Origin of the sequence: Rhodococcus erythropolis NBRC 15567 (assembly GCF_001552595.1) — a bacterium.
In the GTDB taxonomy this organism is placed as follows: Bacteria; Actinomycetota; Actinomycetes; order Mycobacteriales; family Mycobacteriaceae; genus Rhodococcus_F; species Rhodococcus_F erythropolis.
This window is the reverse complement of sequence record NZ_BCRM01000008.1, coordinates 21,236-38,259: the sequence shown is the minus strand read 5'-3', so window position 1 is coordinate 38,259 and position 17,024 is coordinate 21,236. Positions and strand designations below refer to the sequence as shown.

Annotated in this window: 17 protein-coding genes; 11 read left to right on the top strand and 6 right to left on the bottom strand. The window is 62.2% G+C overall.

Features of this window, described 5'->3' with window-relative positions; genetic code table 11:
- Positions 1 to 3 precede the first annotated feature (3 nt).
- Complete coding sequence (locus tag RE4_RS13065; RefSeq protein WP_019746358.1) at positions 4 to 717, bottom strand: TMEM165/GDT1 family protein; 714 nt, start codon at positions 715 to 717, stop codon at positions 4 to 6.
- 292 nt (positions 718 to 1,009) lie between these two features.
- Complete coding sequence (locus RE4_RS13060) at positions 1,010 to 1,537, bottom strand: hypothetical protein (RefSeq protein WP_019746359.1); 528 nt, start codon at positions 1,535 to 1,537, stop codon at positions 1,010 to 1,012.
- 165 nt (positions 1,538 to 1,702) lie between these two features.
- Between RE4_RS13060 and RE4_RS13055 the strand changes: the two genes are divergently transcribed.
- The 4 genes from RE4_RS13055 (at position 1,703) to RE4_RS13040 (ending at position 6,310) form a co-directional block, all read left to right on the top strand.
- Positions 1,703 to 3,052 (top strand): DUF1254 domain-containing protein, encoded by a 1,350-nt coding sequence (locus RE4_RS13055; RefSeq protein WP_060938697.1) that lies wholly within the window; start codon positions 1,703 to 1,705, stop codon positions 3,050 to 3,052.
- A gap of 156 nt (positions 3,053 to 3,208) precedes the next feature.
- The gene (locus RE4_RS13050; protein ID WP_019746361.1) at positions 3,209 to 3,781 is read left to right on the top strand and encodes an HdeD family acid-resistance protein; all 573 of its coding nucleotides are present in this window, start codon (positions 3,209 to 3,211) and stop codon (positions 3,779 to 3,781) included.
- Positions 3,771 to 4,919, top strand: a complete 1,149-nt coding sequence (locus tag RE4_RS13045) for an AI-2E family transporter (protein ID WP_020905730.1) — start codon at positions 3,771 to 3,773, stop codon at positions 4,917 to 4,919. The genes RE4_RS13050 and RE4_RS13045 overlap by 11 nt, the downstream gene beginning before the upstream one ends.
- A gap of 44 nt (positions 4,920 to 4,963) precedes the next feature.
- On the top strand, positions 4,964 to 6,310 hold the full coding sequence (locus RE4_RS13040) for a YhgE/Pip domain-containing protein (protein ID WP_060938696.1): 1,347 nt from the start codon (positions 4,964 to 4,966) through the stop codon (positions 6,308 to 6,310).
- On the opposite strand, the gene RE4_RS13035 is transcribed toward RE4_RS13040, so the two are convergent.
- The gene (locus RE4_RS13035; RefSeq protein WP_003944189.1) at positions 6,311 to 6,934 is read right to left on the bottom strand and encodes a superoxide dismutase; all 624 of its coding nucleotides are present in this window, start codon (positions 6,932 to 6,934) and stop codon (positions 6,311 to 6,313) included.
- Positions 6,935 to 7,194: 260 nt separating this feature from the next.
- Here RE4_RS13035 and RE4_RS13030 point away from each other — a divergent pair, with 260 nt between their 5' ends.
- From RE4_RS13030 to RE4_RS13020, 3 genes are all read left to right on the top strand, one after another.
- Entirely contained in the window at positions 7,195 to 8,373 is a 1,179-nt protein-coding gene (locus RE4_RS13030; RefSeq protein WP_020968085.1) for an acyltransferase family protein, read from the top strand.
- Positions 8,312 to 9,025 (top strand): peptide-methionine (S)-S-oxide reductase MsrA, encoded by a 714-nt coding sequence (msrA, locus tag RE4_RS13025; RefSeq protein ID WP_020905733.1) that lies wholly within the window; start codon positions 8,312 to 8,314, stop codon positions 9,023 to 9,025. The genes RE4_RS13030 and msrA overlap by 62 nt, the downstream gene beginning before the upstream one ends.
- Positions 9,026 to 9,136: 111 nt before the next feature.
- Positions 9,137 to 9,733, top strand: coding sequence for an Rv1733c family protein (locus RE4_RS13020; RefSeq protein WP_020905734.1), 597 nt, complete (start codon positions 9,137 to 9,139; stop codon positions 9,731 to 9,733).
- A gap of 15 nt (positions 9,734 to 9,748) precedes the next feature.
- Here the strand turns inward: RE4_RS13020 and RE4_RS13015 are convergent, their stop codons facing one another.
- Together RE4_RS13015 and RE4_RS13010 are read right to left on the bottom strand one after the other, a co-directional pair.
- Positions 9,749 to 10,678: an LLM class F420-dependent oxidoreductase gene (locus RE4_RS13015; RefSeq protein ID WP_060938695.1), complete on the bottom strand. Its 930-nt coding sequence runs from the start codon at positions 10,676 to 10,678 to the stop codon at positions 9,749 to 9,751.
- Between the two features lie 16 nt (positions 10,679 to 10,694).
- Positions 10,695 to 12,476, bottom strand: a complete 1,782-nt coding sequence (locus tag RE4_RS13010) for a hypothetical protein (protein ID WP_060938694.1) — start codon at positions 12,474 to 12,476, stop codon at positions 10,695 to 10,697.
- Between the two features lie 415 nt (positions 12,477 to 12,891).
- Here RE4_RS13010 and RE4_RS13005 point away from each other — a divergent pair, with 415 nt between their 5' ends.
- From RE4_RS13005 to RE4_RS12990, 4 genes are read left to right on the top strand one after another with little or no spacing between them, the layout of a single operon-like run.
- Entirely contained in the window at positions 12,892 to 13,851 is a 960-nt protein-coding gene (locus RE4_RS13005; RefSeq protein ID WP_060938693.1) for a DUF4328 domain-containing protein, read from the top strand.
- Entirely contained in the window at positions 13,848 to 14,612 is a 765-nt protein-coding gene (locus tag RE4_RS13000; RefSeq protein WP_019746370.1) for a glycerophosphodiester phosphodiesterase, read from the top strand. The genes RE4_RS13005 and RE4_RS13000 overlap by 4 nt, the downstream gene beginning before the upstream one ends.
- 11 nt (positions 14,613 to 14,623) lie before the next feature.
- Positions 14,624 to 15,538 (top strand): DUF5926 family protein, encoded by a 915-nt coding sequence (locus tag RE4_RS12995; RefSeq protein WP_021342421.1) that lies wholly within the window; start codon positions 14,624 to 14,626, stop codon positions 15,536 to 15,538.
- Positions 15,539 to 15,591: 53 nt separating this feature from the next.
- On the top strand, positions 15,592 to 16,410 hold the full coding sequence (locus RE4_RS12990) for an alpha/beta fold hydrolase (RefSeq protein WP_003944129.1): 819 nt from the start codon (positions 15,592 to 15,594) through the stop codon (positions 16,408 to 16,410).
- On the opposite strand, the gene RE4_RS12985 is transcribed toward RE4_RS12990, so the two are convergent.
- On the bottom strand, positions 16,407 to 16,952 hold the full coding sequence (locus RE4_RS12985; RefSeq protein ID WP_024487904.1) for a ferritin: 546 nt from the start codon (positions 16,950 to 16,952) through the stop codon (positions 16,407 to 16,409). The two genes, RE4_RS12990 and RE4_RS12985, sit on opposite strands and share 4 nt — an antisense overlap.
- Positions 16,953 to 17,024: the final 72 nt, after the last annotated feature.

Genomic DNA, 17,024 nt, shown 5'->3' with positions numbered 1-17,024 from the left:
GCGTCAGTCGATCGGCGTCCGATTGTCGTCGACGAGGTGTGTATCGGAGTCGGTCGCACGGGAGCGCTTCCAGATCATCCGCGCCAGCGCACCCAGTACGGACACTGCCAGGACAACGCCACCGCCGATGATGCCGGCCGACGAGTCGGGGAAGATGCCCTCGAGCAGCAGCCAGACACCGAAGACGAAGAACAGCACCGCGGCGCCGATCTTGATGAATCCGTCCGGGAGGTGCTTGCCCAGTACCGAGCCGACGATGATGGCGAGAGCGTCGGCCGCCACCATGCCTACCGTCGACCCGATCCAGACGCCGATCCAGTCGTTGTCGGTCGCAAGGGTGATGGTGGCGAGCATGGTCTTGTCGCCGAGTTCTGCCAGGAAGAAGGCCGACGCGACGGCGATGAAGGCGGATCGCGTGACGCGACCGGCCTTGTTCTGCTCGTCGTCGGTGAGATCGTCACCGCGCAGGGTCCAGAGGCCGAAGATCAGGAACGCGATACCGCCGACGATGGAGATTGCCGCGGTGGGGAGTGCGACGCCCAGGTAGTGGCCGACGGCGACCGAGACAAGGTGAACAAGGGTGGTGGCGACGGTGATTCCGCCGAGAACGACCCACCAGCGATATCGCAAGGCAAACGTCATTGCCATCAGTTGCGACTTGTCGCCGAGTTCCGCGACGAAGATGACGCCGAAACTCAAAAGTATTGCGGCAAGCAAGGTTTACTCCTCCGGTCGGTGTAGGTCGGAGGAAAAATGCGAGCCTCCGGCCTGGGCAGGCGCATAGTGCGCTTGTCCGGCCGAAGGTCTCGCCCACCGAGGCCACAGGACCTTCGGTTCGCCAGGCCGGGTGCTTCGCGATCCGCACCAGGCGGAACGCGTCGAACCAGTATGTCGACACAGGCGATTGGGGGCTACTCCCCTTCGTTGCTACCCACGTTAGCGCGGTCGGCTCGAATTGGCAAAGCGCACAGCAAGTTTGGGAGTCCGAACTTATCGCTTACCGCGGCCGTCACGAAGCGAGGAGCATGGCCAAAACAGCGGTGTCGGGATCGCTGATCAAATCGATGCCGACGCGGCTGATCATGGAGACGACCGTGCCGTCCGGCTCTGCCTCCACCCAGGCCGCACGATGCTCCAAGCCCAGGTAGGGAAGTCCTGGCAGTAGTACGCACCCCGACGCGCTTCCCTCGCATTCCGGCAGGCTGGGGGTAGTTTCCGACGGCGGGTGCAGCATGATCAGTGCCGGCGGCTGATGGTCGGAGAAACGGCCGGGTGTCAGTGCAAAATCGCCGAGCACCGGACCTTCGGCAACCACCAGACCGACGGTGCCGGGTTGCGGATCCTCGGGAACGTCCTCACGCACTCCGAAGACCGTCGTCGTCGGCAACAATCCCGGCATCGAGGCCACTCGGACAGCCAGGGCGAGAAGCTGCGCCCACTCCTGGGTGGTGTCCGGCCAACGGCCGGAAATGACGAAACCCTGCAAAGACCCAGCGGCTTGGAACGGAGAAATGCCTATTGCTTCGTTTCTGTTCATTTCTGTTCCTCCCTCGGTGCTGGGGCAAATCTCGGTCTGACGCGCATGCGTCGGTCCGGCACACCTCGTTGGGTAATCGAAATATGCACCTATTCGGTACTGGCACACAAGACAGGGAGAGTGCCAGCCAGGTTTGCGCTGGTGAGAGCGGTGGTATGCGCAGGCATGACTCTGTCGAAGAACCGTTCTCGGCTCGAAGACCTGGCAACGCAGGCGTGGATCTTCGGGTATCCCCTGTTGATTGCGGCGGTATCGTGTGACGTCATGACGGCGACGCCGACCCCGGTGGCGATGAAAGCCCCGCTCAACCAGTTCGCTTATGCGCGTACGACGCCCGACGCGAGCTTCACCGATGTCGTCTCGCCGAACGCGGACACTCTCTACTCGTCGGGGTGGCTGGACGTCTCGACGGAACCGCAGGTGCTCTCGCTGCCGGACTTCGGCACCCGGTACTGGTTGGTCCCCATCCTCGACGCGTGGAGCGACGTCTTCACGGTGCCGGGATCTCGGACGGTAGGACGCACCGGGGGACCGTACCTGGTGGCCGGACCGAATTGGAAAGGCAACGTGCCCAAGGGTTTGACGCTGCTGCGGTCGCCGACGGCGATGAATTGGATAGTCGCCCGCTACGCGACGTCAGGGGGAACAGACCTGGCCGAAGTGCACAGCCTGCAGGACCGGACGCGACTCACACCACTGTCGGAGTGGACGGGTGATCCGCAGGACTACACGCCCGGAGAAGTTCCGGTGAACTCTGCTGTCGACACGCGCACACCGCCGGTGGACCAGGTGGCCGCAATGGACGGCGAGGCCTTCTTCACCACGCTCGACGCACTTCTCGACGACAATCCTCCGCGTCCGGAGGATACCGAGATGATGAAACAGCTGTCCGACATCGGAATCGGCTCGTCGCTGCCCTGGAAGTCGCGCCCGCAAGAGGTGCGTGATGCCCTCGACCGAGCTGCGCGAACCGGAATGGATGTGCTGAGCGAGATCGCCAAGGAGGCGGAAGGCAATCCGAAGAACGGCTGGACGATGCACCGCGGCTTGGGGCATTACGGGACTCATTACGCTCAGCGGGCTCTGATCGTCTGGCTCGGTTTCGGGGCCAACCTCGACGCAGATGCCGTGTACCCGCACGCTACGACGGACGTCGACGGTAAGCCTCTGACCGGTGAGAAGAAGTACGTACTTCATTTCGAGAAGGACGAGCTCCCGCCGGTCGAGGGATTCTGGTCGCTCACGATGATGAACGAGCGGCAGTACTTCGTGGACAACCCGATCGATCGATATGCCATCGGCGATCGAAGTGATCTGGTGTTCGCCGACGACGGCTCGTTGGACATCTATCTCCAGCACGAGTCGCCTGGTGGCGAGAAGGAGCGGAACTGGTTGCCGGCTCCGTCCGGTGACTTCAACGTCTTTCTGCGCCTGTACTGGCCGAAGGCTGCAGTGCTTTCGGGATCGTGGACCGCGCCCGGTATTCGGGAAGCAAGTATTCGGGAAGCAGGCTGAAAGTCCCCTCGCTTCGTACCCGAAGAGCACAACTCGGTATCAGCCGCGCGTTTCGATGGGCGGAAAGGTCACGATAGCCATACGATCTGTCGGTATTGCCCTGTTTGAAGAGCTGTTGAATCGGTCAGAGACACCCGCTTGCTTCGGAGGCTACTGATGGTCACGCAGAACCCGTTCGTGCAGTACGGCAAAGAGATCTGGTGGATGATCCTGATCCGCGGAATCTTCGGCGTGATCTTCGGAATCATTGCGCTCGTGTGGCCGGGAATTACCGTGGTGGCCTTGGTCTTCCTGTTCGGTATCTACTCCATTGTCGACGGCTTGATCACGCTCGTTCGAGCCATCCGGGACCGCGAACACCTGAGTTCGTGGGGATGGTGGGTGTTCACCGGCGTCGTTTCGGTGGGAGCCGGTATCGTCGCGCTGGTCTGGCCAGGCATCACGGCGCTGGTACTTCTGTACATAATTGCCTTCTACGCCATCATGTTCGGAATCTTCGGAATTGTCGGCGCCTTCAAGATGAAAGCGCTGCCCGGATCCAGTTGGGGATGGCTGCTCGCCGCGTCGGTGCTCGCGGTCATCTTCGGCATCATCCTTCTGATCGCACCAGGCGAAGGCATCATCAGCCTCATCTGGTTGTTGGGTTGGTACGCAATCTTGTTCGGCCTCTTCATGATCGTGGGCGCATTCCAGATCAGAAGCCGGGCAAAGGAAGCCGGTGTTCTCTAAGAAGGGCAAGCCGGCCGCCGCGGCTCCCGCTCCGATCCCCACGCTTTCCGGTAGTGCGAACTGGTCGATCCCGCGCGGTCTGATCGTCCTGCTCGGTCTCGCGGCCACCGTGGTTGCCGTCGGCGGAATGAAGGTGTTCGGCGGCATCCTCGGACCGGTATTCCTGGCGCTCGTGCTGACGATTGCCGTTCAGCCCATTCAGGATTGGTCACAGCGACGAGGATGGCCCAAGTGGGTCGGGATGCTCGGCTCACTGGTCACCGTGTACCTGATTCTGCTCGGGTTGGCGGCGTCGTTGATCGTGTCGACGGCCCAGTTGGCGACAATCCTGCCTCAATACTCCGAGGAGATGACCAACCTCCTCAACGAGGGCCGCGACAAGTTGGCCGACTTCGGAGTCAGCACCGAACAGATCCAAAGCACACTCAGCAGTATCGATCTCACGAAGGTCGTGGGCGTACTCGAAAGTGGGCTGGAGGGTCTGCTCGGCATTCTGTCGGATCTGGTGTTCATCCTCGCGCTGTTGCTGTTCATGGCTTTCGACGGCATGAGTATCCGCTCACGGTTGAATGTGCTGTCCGAGCAACGTCCCGAAATCTCCTACGCGCTCTCCACCTTTGCCGCCGGCACTCGCAAATATCTGGTCGTCTCGACGGTCTTCGGCCTCATCGTGGCGGTACTCGACGGTGGCGCGCTGTGGCTGATGGGCATTCAGCTGCCCGTCCTGTGGGCGCTACTGTCCTTCATCACCAACTACATCCCCAACATCGGGTTTGTCATCGGCGTCATCCCACCGGCGCTCCTGGGACTCCTTCAGGGCGGGCCGTGGCTGATGCTGTGGGTGATCGTCGTCTACTCCGTCATCAACTTCGTGATCCAGTCCATCATCCAACCCAAGTTCGTCGGCGACGCCGTCGGGCTGTCGGTGACGATGACCTTCCTCTCGCTTGTCTTCTGGGCGTGGGTTCTCGGAGCACTCGGAGCATTGCTGGCGATTCCGCTCTCGTTGCTGGTGAAGGCCGTCCTGCTCGACATCGACCCGGCCACACGCTGGGCGGACATCCTGATCAGTGGTCCTCGAACCGAACCGGATGAAGACCCGAAAGAAGAAGCGAAACCGACCCCGGCGCCCACCTAGAACTTCTCAGTGTTTCTACAAGTTGTTGCTTTATCGTCTCGCCCATGAGCGCCGAGAACACCACCGAGAACTCCCACCGCCAGCCGTCACGCCTCGGTCGACGGCTGGCAGTGGGTGGTGTGGCCGCGATTGTCGCGGCTGCGGTGGCGGGGATCGGGTTCGTGATCTTCGCGGGCGGTGCCGATTCCTCGAACACCGTCGCGATCGTGAACGCCGACGCGGGAACCACGCTCGACGGCAAGGAACTTCGGGCCGGCGACACCCTGGTGGACACGTTGGGCAAGAACGAAGACTTCGACTTCCAGGTGGTCGACAACCCCGGCGGGAACTACTTCGCGACGTTGACGGTGCCGGAAGACTTCAGCGAAACCGTCGCGTCGATGTTCGGCACTGATCCCCGCCAAGCCAGTGTCGAACTGGCGGTGAATGGCTCGGACTCGGAGAAGTCCGCCGAGTTGACTCGGGCCGTATCGGCGCAGGTCGGCGCGGACGGAATCAAGGGTTTGCTGGCTCAGGCTTCGGCCGCCAGGCGCTCGATCGATCAAAACCTCACCACCGCACAGATTCTGGTCGCCGGCACCAACGAGGCCGGAAAGTCCATCGATCAGGTGAAGGCAGGCGCAGGCACTCTGCTGCCGTATCTCGAGACCGCACGCTCGGGAGCGTTGGAGTTGATGAGCGTGGCGGACCAGGTATCCGGCGTGGTCGATCAGGCGTCGGGGTCGGCGGAAGAGCTGGCCACGCGCGCTGACTCACTGGGCCTGACGCTGGGGGAGGCGTCGTCGTCGACCGCGGAATTGAAGACACGGATCGACACGTTGCAAACTGCGTTGAACGGCCTTCCGATCCCGCCCGACGTGACAGCGCAACTGGCCGGTGTGAGTTCGGATCTCGGTGCGCTGAATGCGCAATTGGGCACCGTTCCGGCACTGTTGGGTGGCTCGGTCGGACCCGATACGGAGCTCGGTGATCTAGTCCGCACCGCTGTCGGGCAGCTGCAAGGCGCAAGCGATCAACTGAGCAGTGCTGCCGGACAATTGAACGACGGACTCATCCCCATCGCCGATCAGGCACCGCAGATGCTCGGCGACGTGACCGATCAGATCACCCAGGGATTCACGACGCTGCAAGGGATCGCCAAGTCATTGGTCACGGGCCTCGACGGCGCAAAATCCGGTATTCCGGCGATGACCACTCCGCAGCAGGTTCAGTTGACCTCGGTGCTGTCGGATCCGGTGGCCGTGAATCAGACCAGCGCGAACAGTGGTGACTCCGGAACTCGCACACTGGCATTGGTCTTCGGAGCCACGACGGTCCTGCTCGGTGGCGCTCTGCTGACGCGAACGGCGGCGCCCCTGGTGAGGCGCCGCCGTTCGCAAGAAGAGCTGTGACTAGACGATCAGACCTGCGGTCTGGGTACGTGCACGGTCGAAGCGAGCCGAAACGTCGTTCCAGTTGACGATGTTCCAGAATGCCTTGACGTAGTCGCCCTTGACGTTCTGGTAGTCGAGGTAGAAAGCGTGCTCCCACATGTCGAGGAGCAGCAGCGGCGTGAGGCCGATGGAGATGTTGCCCTGCTGATCGTAGAGCTGGACGATGATCAGACGCTGTCCGATCGAGTCCCACGCGAGGATGGACCAGCCGGAGCCCTGGATGGCGTTGGCGTTCGCGGAGAAGTGAGCGCGGAAGAGATCGAACGAACCGAAGTTGTCGTCGATCGCTGCGGCGAGCTCGCCTTCGGGCTTGTCGCCACCGTCAGCGCTGAGGTTGTTCCAGAAAACGGTGTGGTTGGTGTGGCCACCGAGGTGGAACGCCAGGTTCTTCTCGAGCAGGTTGGCCTGCGCTGCGATGGTGTCGTTCTCACGAGCCTCGGCCAGCTTCTCGAGTGCAGCGTTGGCGCCGGCAACGTAAGCCGCGTGGTGCTTGTCGTGATGCAGCTCCATGATCTTGCCCGAGATGTGCGGCTCGAGGGCTGCGTAGTCGTAGGGGAGTTCCGGCAGCGTGTAAACAGACACGAGGGTCCCTTCTTTGCGGGCTGGTGAGCCCTGGTGCTTTAGAGTGCGTCGATCACCGGTCACGGCGTGACGTCACTCGCGTATGTGCAAATCATTCTTCGGGTTTCCACCCAATAACATTCGTACACCGTCCGCAACAGTCCGGCTCAGGTAGTAATCACCAAAGAATAAAGTTTGGTTAACCGAACTTAGTCGGATCTAAGGGTAAGCTAATATGCGCAAATTCGTCGTAAAGGTGAACGGAACCTTAAACTTGCGCGATGCCCGCACCAGTTTTCCTCCCGGAATCACCAGAGGCGGCCGCGCCTCGGGTGAATCTTCCGGGCGCTGACCTGCTGCGAGCACTGGCGGTTGCCGCCGTGATCTACTCCCACATCTCTTTTTACGTCATCGACGATCTCGGCTCGGGCTGGTGGGTGATCGACGTCGTTTACGGCGTTCTGATCGAGCCCGCCGAACTCAACCAGCACCTCTCTTTTGTCGGCGTCGCGGTATTCATGATGCTGACCGGCGCTCTGGTGACGCGGTCCGCGATTCGTGACGGCCCCGGAAAGTTCTTGACCAACCGATTCAGCCGCCTGCTGCCCGCATTCTGGGTGGCAACCGCGATTGCCATTCTTCTGGTCCGCCTCGGAATCAACGGAATGTTCAGCGGTCAGGAAGGTATTTCCGATACCGAAGCGTTGATGAGCTTTTTTCTCGGCGGATTCTTTCTCAAGCCCGAGGTAGCGGTTCTCGGAGTGACCTGGACGCTCACCGTCCAGTTCCTCTTCTATCTCGCCTGCGTCGCGGCTCGACCGATATTGCGTCTGCGTCCAATCGTCATGCCGCTCGCCGGCGGAGCACTGTGCTCACTGGTGCTGCTCTACAACGTCTACGCGCCGTTGCCGTACACCGTGCCGATGCTGTCCAAGATCGCCGCGACGCTGCCGGCCGTCTTCCTCGGTCAGATCATGTACCTCGCGTGGGCCAAGCTCGCTCCCGGCCGCTGGCTGATCGTTGCCGTCCTCGTTCAGATGCACGTCATCATCGTGGCGACCCAGTTCCGCGTCTACTGGGCCGGCGAGCACTACCTGTGGACCATTTCGGTAGTCGCCGCAGCGGTAGTTCTCATCGGCCGCTACGACGGTGTCCCGACGCGCTGGTCAGTCGTGAAATGGCTTTCGACGCGCAGTTACATCATCTATCTCGTGCACACCCTGATCCTGTACCGCGTTGTCGAGAACACCGTTTTGTACGTCGGACCGACGCTGGCGTTCGCGCTGTTCCTTCTGGCAACGGCCGCGGTAGCAGAAATCGGCTACCGGTGGGTGGAGCTGCCCGGCGCCCGCGCGGTCACGGCGTGGCGAAACAGCCGCTCACGCGTAGCATCGAAGCATGAGCTGGTACGACGACATTCTGGGACGAGCGTCCGCAAAATCCACGCTGATCGCGCCTGAGGACGCCCTGCCCGGGCGAGAGCAGAAAATGCCGGTACCTACCGCGCACTACGTCAACGGGCATCCGTTGACGCCGCCGTTTCCGGCCGAACTGCAGACCGTCGTCGTCGGGATGGGTTGTTTCTGGGGCGCCGAGAAGGAGTTCTGGCAGCTTCCCGGTGTGTACACAACCGCTGCGGGTTATGCGGGAGGCTTCACCCCCAACCCGACGTACGAAGAAACGTGCTCCGGACGTACGGGTCACACCGAAGTGGTGCTGGTGGTCTTCGATCCCGCAGTGATCTCCTACGAGCAGATCCTGGCGCACTTCTGGGAGAACCACGATCCGACGCAGGGGATGCGTCAGGGTAACGACCAGGGCTCGCAGTACCGTTCGGCGATCTTCACGACGTCCGCCGAGCAGGAAGAAATCGCTCATGCGTCGGCCGTCGCTTTCGGTGAACGACTTGCCGAAGCCGGATACGGCGCGATCACCACCGAAATCGGTCCGCTGCGCGACTTCTTCTACGCGGAGGATTACCACCAGCAGTATTTGGCGAAGAACCCCGGCGGCTACTGCCCGGTGCATGCCACCGGCGTCAGTTGCCCGGTCGGATTGCTCCGTCAGGATCAGGTTCCGGCGCAGACGGACATCCTTCCGCCGAGTGAATAACTGGACAGGTGTTGGAGGACACATGTGATTCAGCTCGTTAACACTTGCAACTAGATCGAAACAAAGGGAATCTCGATGTAAGAGTGTGTCGTCGAGAGAACTGAGCTAATAATGTCAGGTAGTACGCGAGGAACTGCGTCGCTGCTCCGACGCACCATTCATGTAGGCCACGATCCGATGGTTCGCCGCAGTGATCGGATCGAAGGATTCATGTCCTTCGGTCTGATCATTTTCGCGATTCTTCTGCTGCCTCTCGCGGTATGGGCAGGGGCTGCGACGGCTTCGAGCCAGAACGCACTGATCGCCAAACAATCCGCCGAACTACACAGCATTTCGGCGACGACGACTGCAGATTCGACGCAGACCACCGCCTCGACAGCCGATTACATTGCGCCGACCACCGAAATGGCCAGCGCGCAATGGAACTGGAACGGTGAGGTTCACACGGGTGATGTCACTGTCGACTCGGCGACGCCCGTCGGCACCGAGGTCCCCATCTACGTCAACGATCACGGCGACAAGACCGTAGCTCCGATCACGCAGAGTGCTGCCGACGTCGCAGCCGTGGTCACCGGGGTTTTCACCTGGTTCAGCGTGATGTCCCTGTTGGTCATCGCGTTCATGCTGGTGCGGGTCTTTCTCGATCGTTCCCGCTCGGCCCAGTGGGACCGAGACCTACGCGCGTTCCTCGACGCGAACGCGCTGTAGATCCCGGACCTTTCCTCACTGCAGTTGGGGCATGACCTCGCTTGCGACGAGTTCGAGATGATCCAGATCGGCCAGATCGAGAGTCTGCAGATACACGCGCTGTGAACCGGCCTCGGCGAAAGTGCCGATCTTGTCGACCAGCTCCGAAGGTGTTCCGGCCAGACCGTTCTCACGTAGCTCGTCCACGTCGCGTCCGATCGCTTCGGCGCGCTTCTTGATCTCCGCCTCGTCGCGGCCGCAGCACAGGACGAGAGCGTTGGAGTACACCAATTCGTTCGGATCGCGCTCGTGCTCGACGCAAGCCTGACGAACCCGCGCAAAGATGTCCTTTGTTTCCACGAGGGACTTGAACGGGATGTTGAACTCGTTCGCGAACCGAGCGGCGAGTGCCGGAGTCTTCTTCTTGCCCGTGCCACCGATCAGGATCGGCGGACCGTCGACCTGGTGCGGTTTGGGAAGCGCGGGAGAGTTCTTGATCTGCACGTGCTTACCGTCGTAGTCGAACGTGTCGCCGACCGGCGTACGCCACAGGCCGGTCACTACGTCGAGAGTTTCCTCGAGCAGTTCGAAGCGATCCTTGAGCGCCGGGAACGGGATGCCGTACGCCTGGTGCTCTTCCTCGTACCAGCCGGCACCGATGCCGAGGTCTACGCGGCCACCACTCATCTGATCGACCTGTGCGACCGAGATGGCCAGCGGTCCGGCGTGACGGAACGTAGCCGACGTCACCAGAGTGCCGAGGCGGATGGTGGATGTTTCGCGGGCGATTCCGGCGAGCGTGATCCACGCGTCGGTGGGCCCGGGAAGGCCGTCGGAATTCATGGCGAGATAGTGGTCCGAGCGGAAAAATGCGCCGTAGCCGAGTTTTTCGGCGGTCTGGGCAACAGTCAGTAGTTGTTCGTAGGTAGCGCCCTGCTGGGGTTCGGTGAATATACGCAGCTCCATGACTTCTACTCTGCCACTATTTTGCGGAGGTCGGGACGACGGCACCGACTTGTCCGGCGCCGAAACACAGCGTCAGTCCCGGCGTTGTCGGCGTGATCTTCACACTGTTTCCGTGGCCGACCAGGCGCACGAATGCCGAGTGCAAACCCTGCGTCACGGGTACCGATACTGCGTCACCGGACTCCAACGCAACATCGATCGTTCCGTCGGTGCTCGCGAGGTAATTGAGCTGCACCGTCCATTCCCAGCCGGCCAGGGGGCCGTCGAGGGGGAGTTCGGTCGGGCCTTCGGCACGGGTGCCGCAGTTCGGTGCCGCTCCTTCGGGAATCCTTCTCGTCCAGGTCACTTCGGCATCGACAATCCGTCCGCTGTCGTCGATGGTGCGCAGAATCGGAGTGCTGGAAGAAAATTCGGGGCGATCAGGCAGTGGCGCGAGAACATTGCTTGCCAAATTGTTCGGAAAGGCGACGGGAAGGAGCACTTCGATCGCGACGGGTTGCTCGAGCAGTGGAGCATCCTCATTCTGTGACAACGACATTCGCGCGTTGGCGAGGTAGTCGCGAGTCGGGTTCTCGCGCCAGATGTCGACGAACGTGACGGTCGAGACGAGCGAACTGACCACGAAGAGCGCCGACAGGCCGGCGGCGACTGCGACGGGTATCCGGGCCGGACGCCGCCGAGGTGCAGCGAGAATCAGAGCGGCGGCGAGGGCGAACACCGTCGCCGAATCCGTGAAGTAACGCAAGGTCTGCGCCAACTCGTACGTGGTGTCGGCGTCGGATCGGGTAGCGGTCATCGCCACGACAGAGGCCAGGAAGTACAGCGCCGCGGCGGCCCAGATCCAGGCAGCGCCGCGTCGGGCACGCACGGTCATCACGACCGTCGTCAGCAGCGCGGCCCAGGCCGCGGCCACCAAGACCGTCGGCGGATCGGCCCAGGCGGGGCTGGGGATCCACCGCTCCCAGCGCCAGGGGCCGCCGAGAAGGGTGGGAAGCATCCCCAAAGACGTGCCGTGATGCAGCAGTTCGGTGGACATGGAACGGCCGTTGCCGGTGATCGGAGATTCGACAGTTGTCAGATACACCGGAATCCAGATCGCGAGCACGGCGGCGCAGGCCGTCCACAGGCGTCGGCACTTCGTGACCGCACTTCGTATCGGCGTTCCTTCACCTTGTGTGCGCAAGTACAGCACCAGAAAAGCGAGTGCCACGAACGGAACGAGCACTGCCTTCTCGAAGAACAGCAGAGAGACGACAAAAACCGCGGTGCCCGAGAACACGTAGCGCACATGCCCGGTGCGGTACAGCTTGATCGCGTCGCCGCATGCCCAGGCAAGCGCGATCTGAAGCGGCAAGGCGTTGAGTGCGGCCGCCCACCACGAGAACGACGGAAGGGTCAGCGGGACGAAGAGATACAGGATCAGCGGAATCAACAGCGCCGGTCGCCAACCAAGGACCAACCGAAGAGTGCGCAGAAGCGCCAACGACGCCGTGGCCTGGCCGATGACGAGCAGCGTTGCCGACAGCGCCCAGTTGTACGGCGCGATGCGGGTGATCAACCCGGTGAAGAAGAAGGCCGCGGGCATGAAGTGACCGTCGTGGTCGTAGAGCAGGAGTTCGCTCGAGAAGAGAGGGAAGCGTCCTCCGCGGCCCATCAGGATGAGGTCGTCCCAGTAGAAGTAATTGCTCGCGGCAACCCAGGCGCGAATGACGAGCTGACATCCGATCAACACGAACGCGAGCTGCGCGACCCGTTTCGGGGTGAACGTAAGAGTTGGCTCGGGCTGTGGAGAAGTCATCGACGGTCATGCTTCCAGGTGTGTCAAAAACCGACTTCCCCCAAAAAAGGGATAACGGTCTTTTCTGTCTTTTCGGGAGCAATTTCTGAATGGATTGTGAACTTTGCCGGGATAAATGACGCCGACGCCCAAAAGTTCACTGACCTGCGGTGTCAAATTCATCCTCGAGCCTGTGCATCGTTCGCTAACACCTGTCAGCAAATTCTCAGGGTCTTGCCCGTGACCTGTGGATAAAGCCCGATTCATTCATCCAGAACTGTGGATGAACCTGTGGAAACTGTGGATAACTCGAGTTTTTAAGTGGCGGAGGTCACATTATTCGAACAATGCAGGTGAACGCGGTGGAGGTTCGATCACAAATCGGGAGTGAATCCATTTGCTGCCGTTACCGATACGGCGTGACAGAATCGAAGTTGTGAGTGTCGTTCAGGTCTGCGCCCGGTGCGCCGCACGCTGGCCCGTAGTCGGCGGCCCCACGCAGTGGTGCCCGCGCTGCAGCGGCGTCCTGCTGATCCCCACCCGCACCGAGATCTACCAACCACCCAACCGTCGAGGCTTCCGCTGGATCGCGCGCTCACCGTCCGACCCACGCGGCGTGGGGGACGCACCAGTGCGTCGTAGCCTCACCACCCCGCGCTACGACGCCGTCCCGCAGTGGGGACTGCAGGACGTCGTCGACACCTCACCGGTGCCGCCCTCGCGAGCGGACCGGATGGCCGACCGAGTCGGGCCGTTGCTGACACTCGCGACAATCCTCTACGGACTCGCTGTGTTCGCCGAACTGGGCAGATACGCGATCCTGGTGCGTAACCGCACCACGCTGATCCCGCAGTGGCTTCTCACGGTCTCCGACGCCGCCGTGTACTTCACTCAGTTGGGTGGACTGCTGATCTCGGTCTTCGCGGCTGTCGCCGGTGTGTGCTGGCTACTTCGTCGGCGTCATGAACACTTCGCAGGTGCCGGGGAATCCGATCCGCGCACAGCGTCGGAAGTTGTCGTCGGCTGCGCTGTGCCGATCCTCAACCTCGTGATGCCGGCGGTTTATCTCTTCGAGTTGGTCCGCCGCGATCCGCGCGGAACTCTGCTGGTGAAGATCTGGTGGGGCTTCTGGGGGTTCAGCGCTCTGCTGCTGGTGGTCAACGCGTACTGGCGATCACGCCCGGGGATTCAGGCAATGGCCGACGGGGTTCTGCTGAACGCCTTCATCGCATTGGTCGCAGCAGTCACCGCGTCGTTGACGCTCGTCGTGATCCGACGGATCGAGCGCAGGGGTTGGCGCGGCGAACCCGAATCGGAAACTCGATGGGTGCCAGTGCCGCGCTCGGTGCTGGAAGAGAAGACGGTGTTGGACGAGAAGGAGACCGCTGCCCTGTGAGCCCAGATCGTCGAGGTCCACTCGTCGTTGCGCACCGAGGTGCGTCGGCTGCGCGGCCGGAGCACACCCTCGCCGCCTACGAACTGGCCCTCGAGGAGGGTGCCGACGGGCTCGAATGCGACGTCCGGCTCACCCGCGACGGGCACCTGGTCTGCGTTCACGACCGCAAGGTCGATCGCACCTCCAGCGGCACGGGGATCGTCAGCGAGATGACGCTCGATTCGCTGAACGCTCTGGACTACGGGTCGACGAGCGAACCGGCCGAACTGCTGACTCTCTCCGACCTCATCACCCTCGCCCTGGATTTCGCGCGGCCGGTGAAGCTGTTCATCGAAACCAAGCACCCAGTGCGATTCGGCGGCCTGGTCGAAGCAAAACTTCTCGCGGAACTGCACCGCTTCGGGATCGCGTCGCCGCCGTCGGCCGATCACTCTCGCGCGGTGGTCATGTCTTTCTCGGCTACTGCGGTCTGGCGAGTGCGTCGTTCGGCACCGCTGCTGCCGACGGTCCTACTCGGTGACGCGTCGCGATACCTCGGCGGTGGTGCGTCGACGGCTGTCGGCGCCACGGCGATCGGGCCGTCGATCAAGGCGCTGCGCGAACATCCGGATCTGGTCGATCGGGCTGCCGCTGCGGGTCGCGCGACGTACTGCTGGACCGTCGACGACAAGGCGGATGTGGACCTGTGTCGTGAGCTCGGGGTCAGTTGGGTGGCCACCAACCATCCCGGGCGCACGAAGCAATGGCTGGGCAGCGTGTAGATTTTGCCCTCGTGGCCAAGAAGAGCAAAAGAAACAGTGGACCGAAGCAGGGCAGCGCACGCGCAGAGAAGCTGGCGGCACGCCAAGCAGAGCGTGAAGCCGCTGCCGGCGCAGTGAACCGCCCGTTCGAGGGCCTTGCCGCCGAGTGCGATCTGGTCGCGCTGCGCGAATTCGTTCCGTCCGCCACGGCTCCGTTGCCGGTCATCGGCTCCGACCGTCCCGTCACGTTGGCGACGGTCCTCCCCGGCGCTGTTGCCGCCCTCGTCCGCGACGAGGGCGAGACGGCCACCGGATTTGTCGGTGTCCAGGTTCAAGCGCACTCTGCCGACCTCGGCGCAGACCTCGCCGCTTCGGTGAACTGGATCAAGGACGCGGCCCCCGGCGACGCGCTTTCTGCCGCGAACCCCGATTCCGAGACACCCGCCGTCACCGAGGTTGTCGATCCATCGGCTCTGCTCGACATCACCGTGCACCAGAACTTCAACTGGTGGATTCCGGAAGGCGTCGAAACCGATCCTGAGGTTGCCGCCACCGTGCAGCACGCCAACTCGGCGATCATGCCCTCTGCACGCCTCGAAGGCGACGGCCTCGTTGCCGCGTGGTGGGTCGACGCCGGCGAGAAGGCGCACCTGCGTTGGGTTCGCCCCGAGAGCGAAGACGACCTGATGCTCGCGTTGGCGCGCGTGCACGCGACCGGTGGACTGCACCTGGGTGAGGGCTCGCGCTACGCAGGCTCGTTCCGCACCCACGGCCTGTTGGTCCCCGTCTTCGACCTCGACCGCGAAAAGCATGCAAACGAGTGGGTAGCGGCAACCGTCGAGCTCGGTGAGCGTCTTGCCGAGGCTCTGGCTGTCGATGCTCCACTGACCTCGGCCGAGCTGCGCTCGCGCGACGGCCTGCGCGGACGCCAGGTCACGCTGCGCTGATTTTTTCGCCAGAACTATAGGCGTTACGCAAAGTTACGGTTAATGTTGGCGGCATGACTTTGTCGCACGACATCTCCGGTAGCGGTCCCACGCTTGTGCTCGTCCATGGCATTGTCCATCGACGGCAGGCGTGGGATTCGCTTTTGGACCAGCTGACGCCGTATCGCCGTGTGGTCACGGTCGACCTGCCAGGTCACGGAGAGTCCCTGCTACCCGAACTCGGTCCGGACGTCATGGGACAGCTGATCGACGACGTCAGTGAGTTCGTCAAGGAAGTGACTCCGGCGGGGGAGCGTGCCCACGTCGCCGGAAACTCACTCGGCGGATGGATTGCACTCTCGCTGGCAGCGCGCGGAGACGTCGCGTCGGCGACAGCTCTTTCGCCGGCCGGGTTCTTTGTCAATCACCTCGATCAGGTGCGGGCGATCAACACGTTCCGTGCACTGCGCGGCACGGCCAAGCTCATGGGCGATGGTCTGCCACGTGCATTGCGGTACAAGCTGATTCGCTATCCGGCGCTCGCCGCGTTCTTCGCTCATCCGAGTCATGTCGGTTATGCGGCGGCGTTGGCCGACTGCCGTTCGCTCGTGTCCAACGAACTCGTCGATCTCGGTCTCGAGATGGACTTCGTGTTGCCGCCCATCGTGGATCCCACTGTGCCGGTGACGGTTGCGTGGGGTCGACGCGATCTCATTCTGCCCGTGTACCAAGCGCAGCGCGTGAAAAAGCCGTTCCCGCAGGCGAAGTTGATGGTTTTGCCCGGACTCGGGCACGTACCGATGACAGATGCCCCCGAGCTGATCAGTTCGATCCTGCTGGCAGGAAGCGAACCGTTCGGCTCGAGGGCAAAATCCGTGAGTGCTGCAGGCTAGATGGTTCCGCCTGCTGCGTTCGGCGCACCGGTGGTGTCACCGACGGTGCTCATCTCGCGGGACACGAAGTCTTCGAGGTCGAACAGGTTGGCGCCTGCGCGGTCCGCGATGGTGAGAAGTGTTGTCATGCTGGCAACTTCCTCGACCTGCTCCTTGAGGAACCACTGCATGAACTGCTCGCCGAGGTAGTCGCCTTCTTCGCGGGCAGTGCTCGCGAGCTGGACGATCTGCTCGGTGACCGTCTTCTCCTGCGTCAGCGCGAGAGCGATGGGCTCACGGGCATCCTTGAAGTCGGCCTTCGCGGCGTCGACGCCGGTGAGTTCGACGTTGATGTCGCGATCGAGGAAATACTGAACGATCATCATGGCGTGGTTACGCTCTTCCACAGCCTGCTTGTAGAAGTGCTTTGCCAGCTGTGGCAGGTCCGCATTGTCGAAGTAAACCGCTGTCGCGATGTACTGATGCGAAGCGTTGAACTCGTTGCGAATCTGGTCTCGGAGTAGTGCGTGGAATTTGGTCATGTGAGTCTCCCCAGAAGTCATGAATTCCAAGATAGTGCAGGTCAGAGGCCCTGTCATCCCAGTCTGACCTTATTGTGGTAAGCGTTCCCAAAC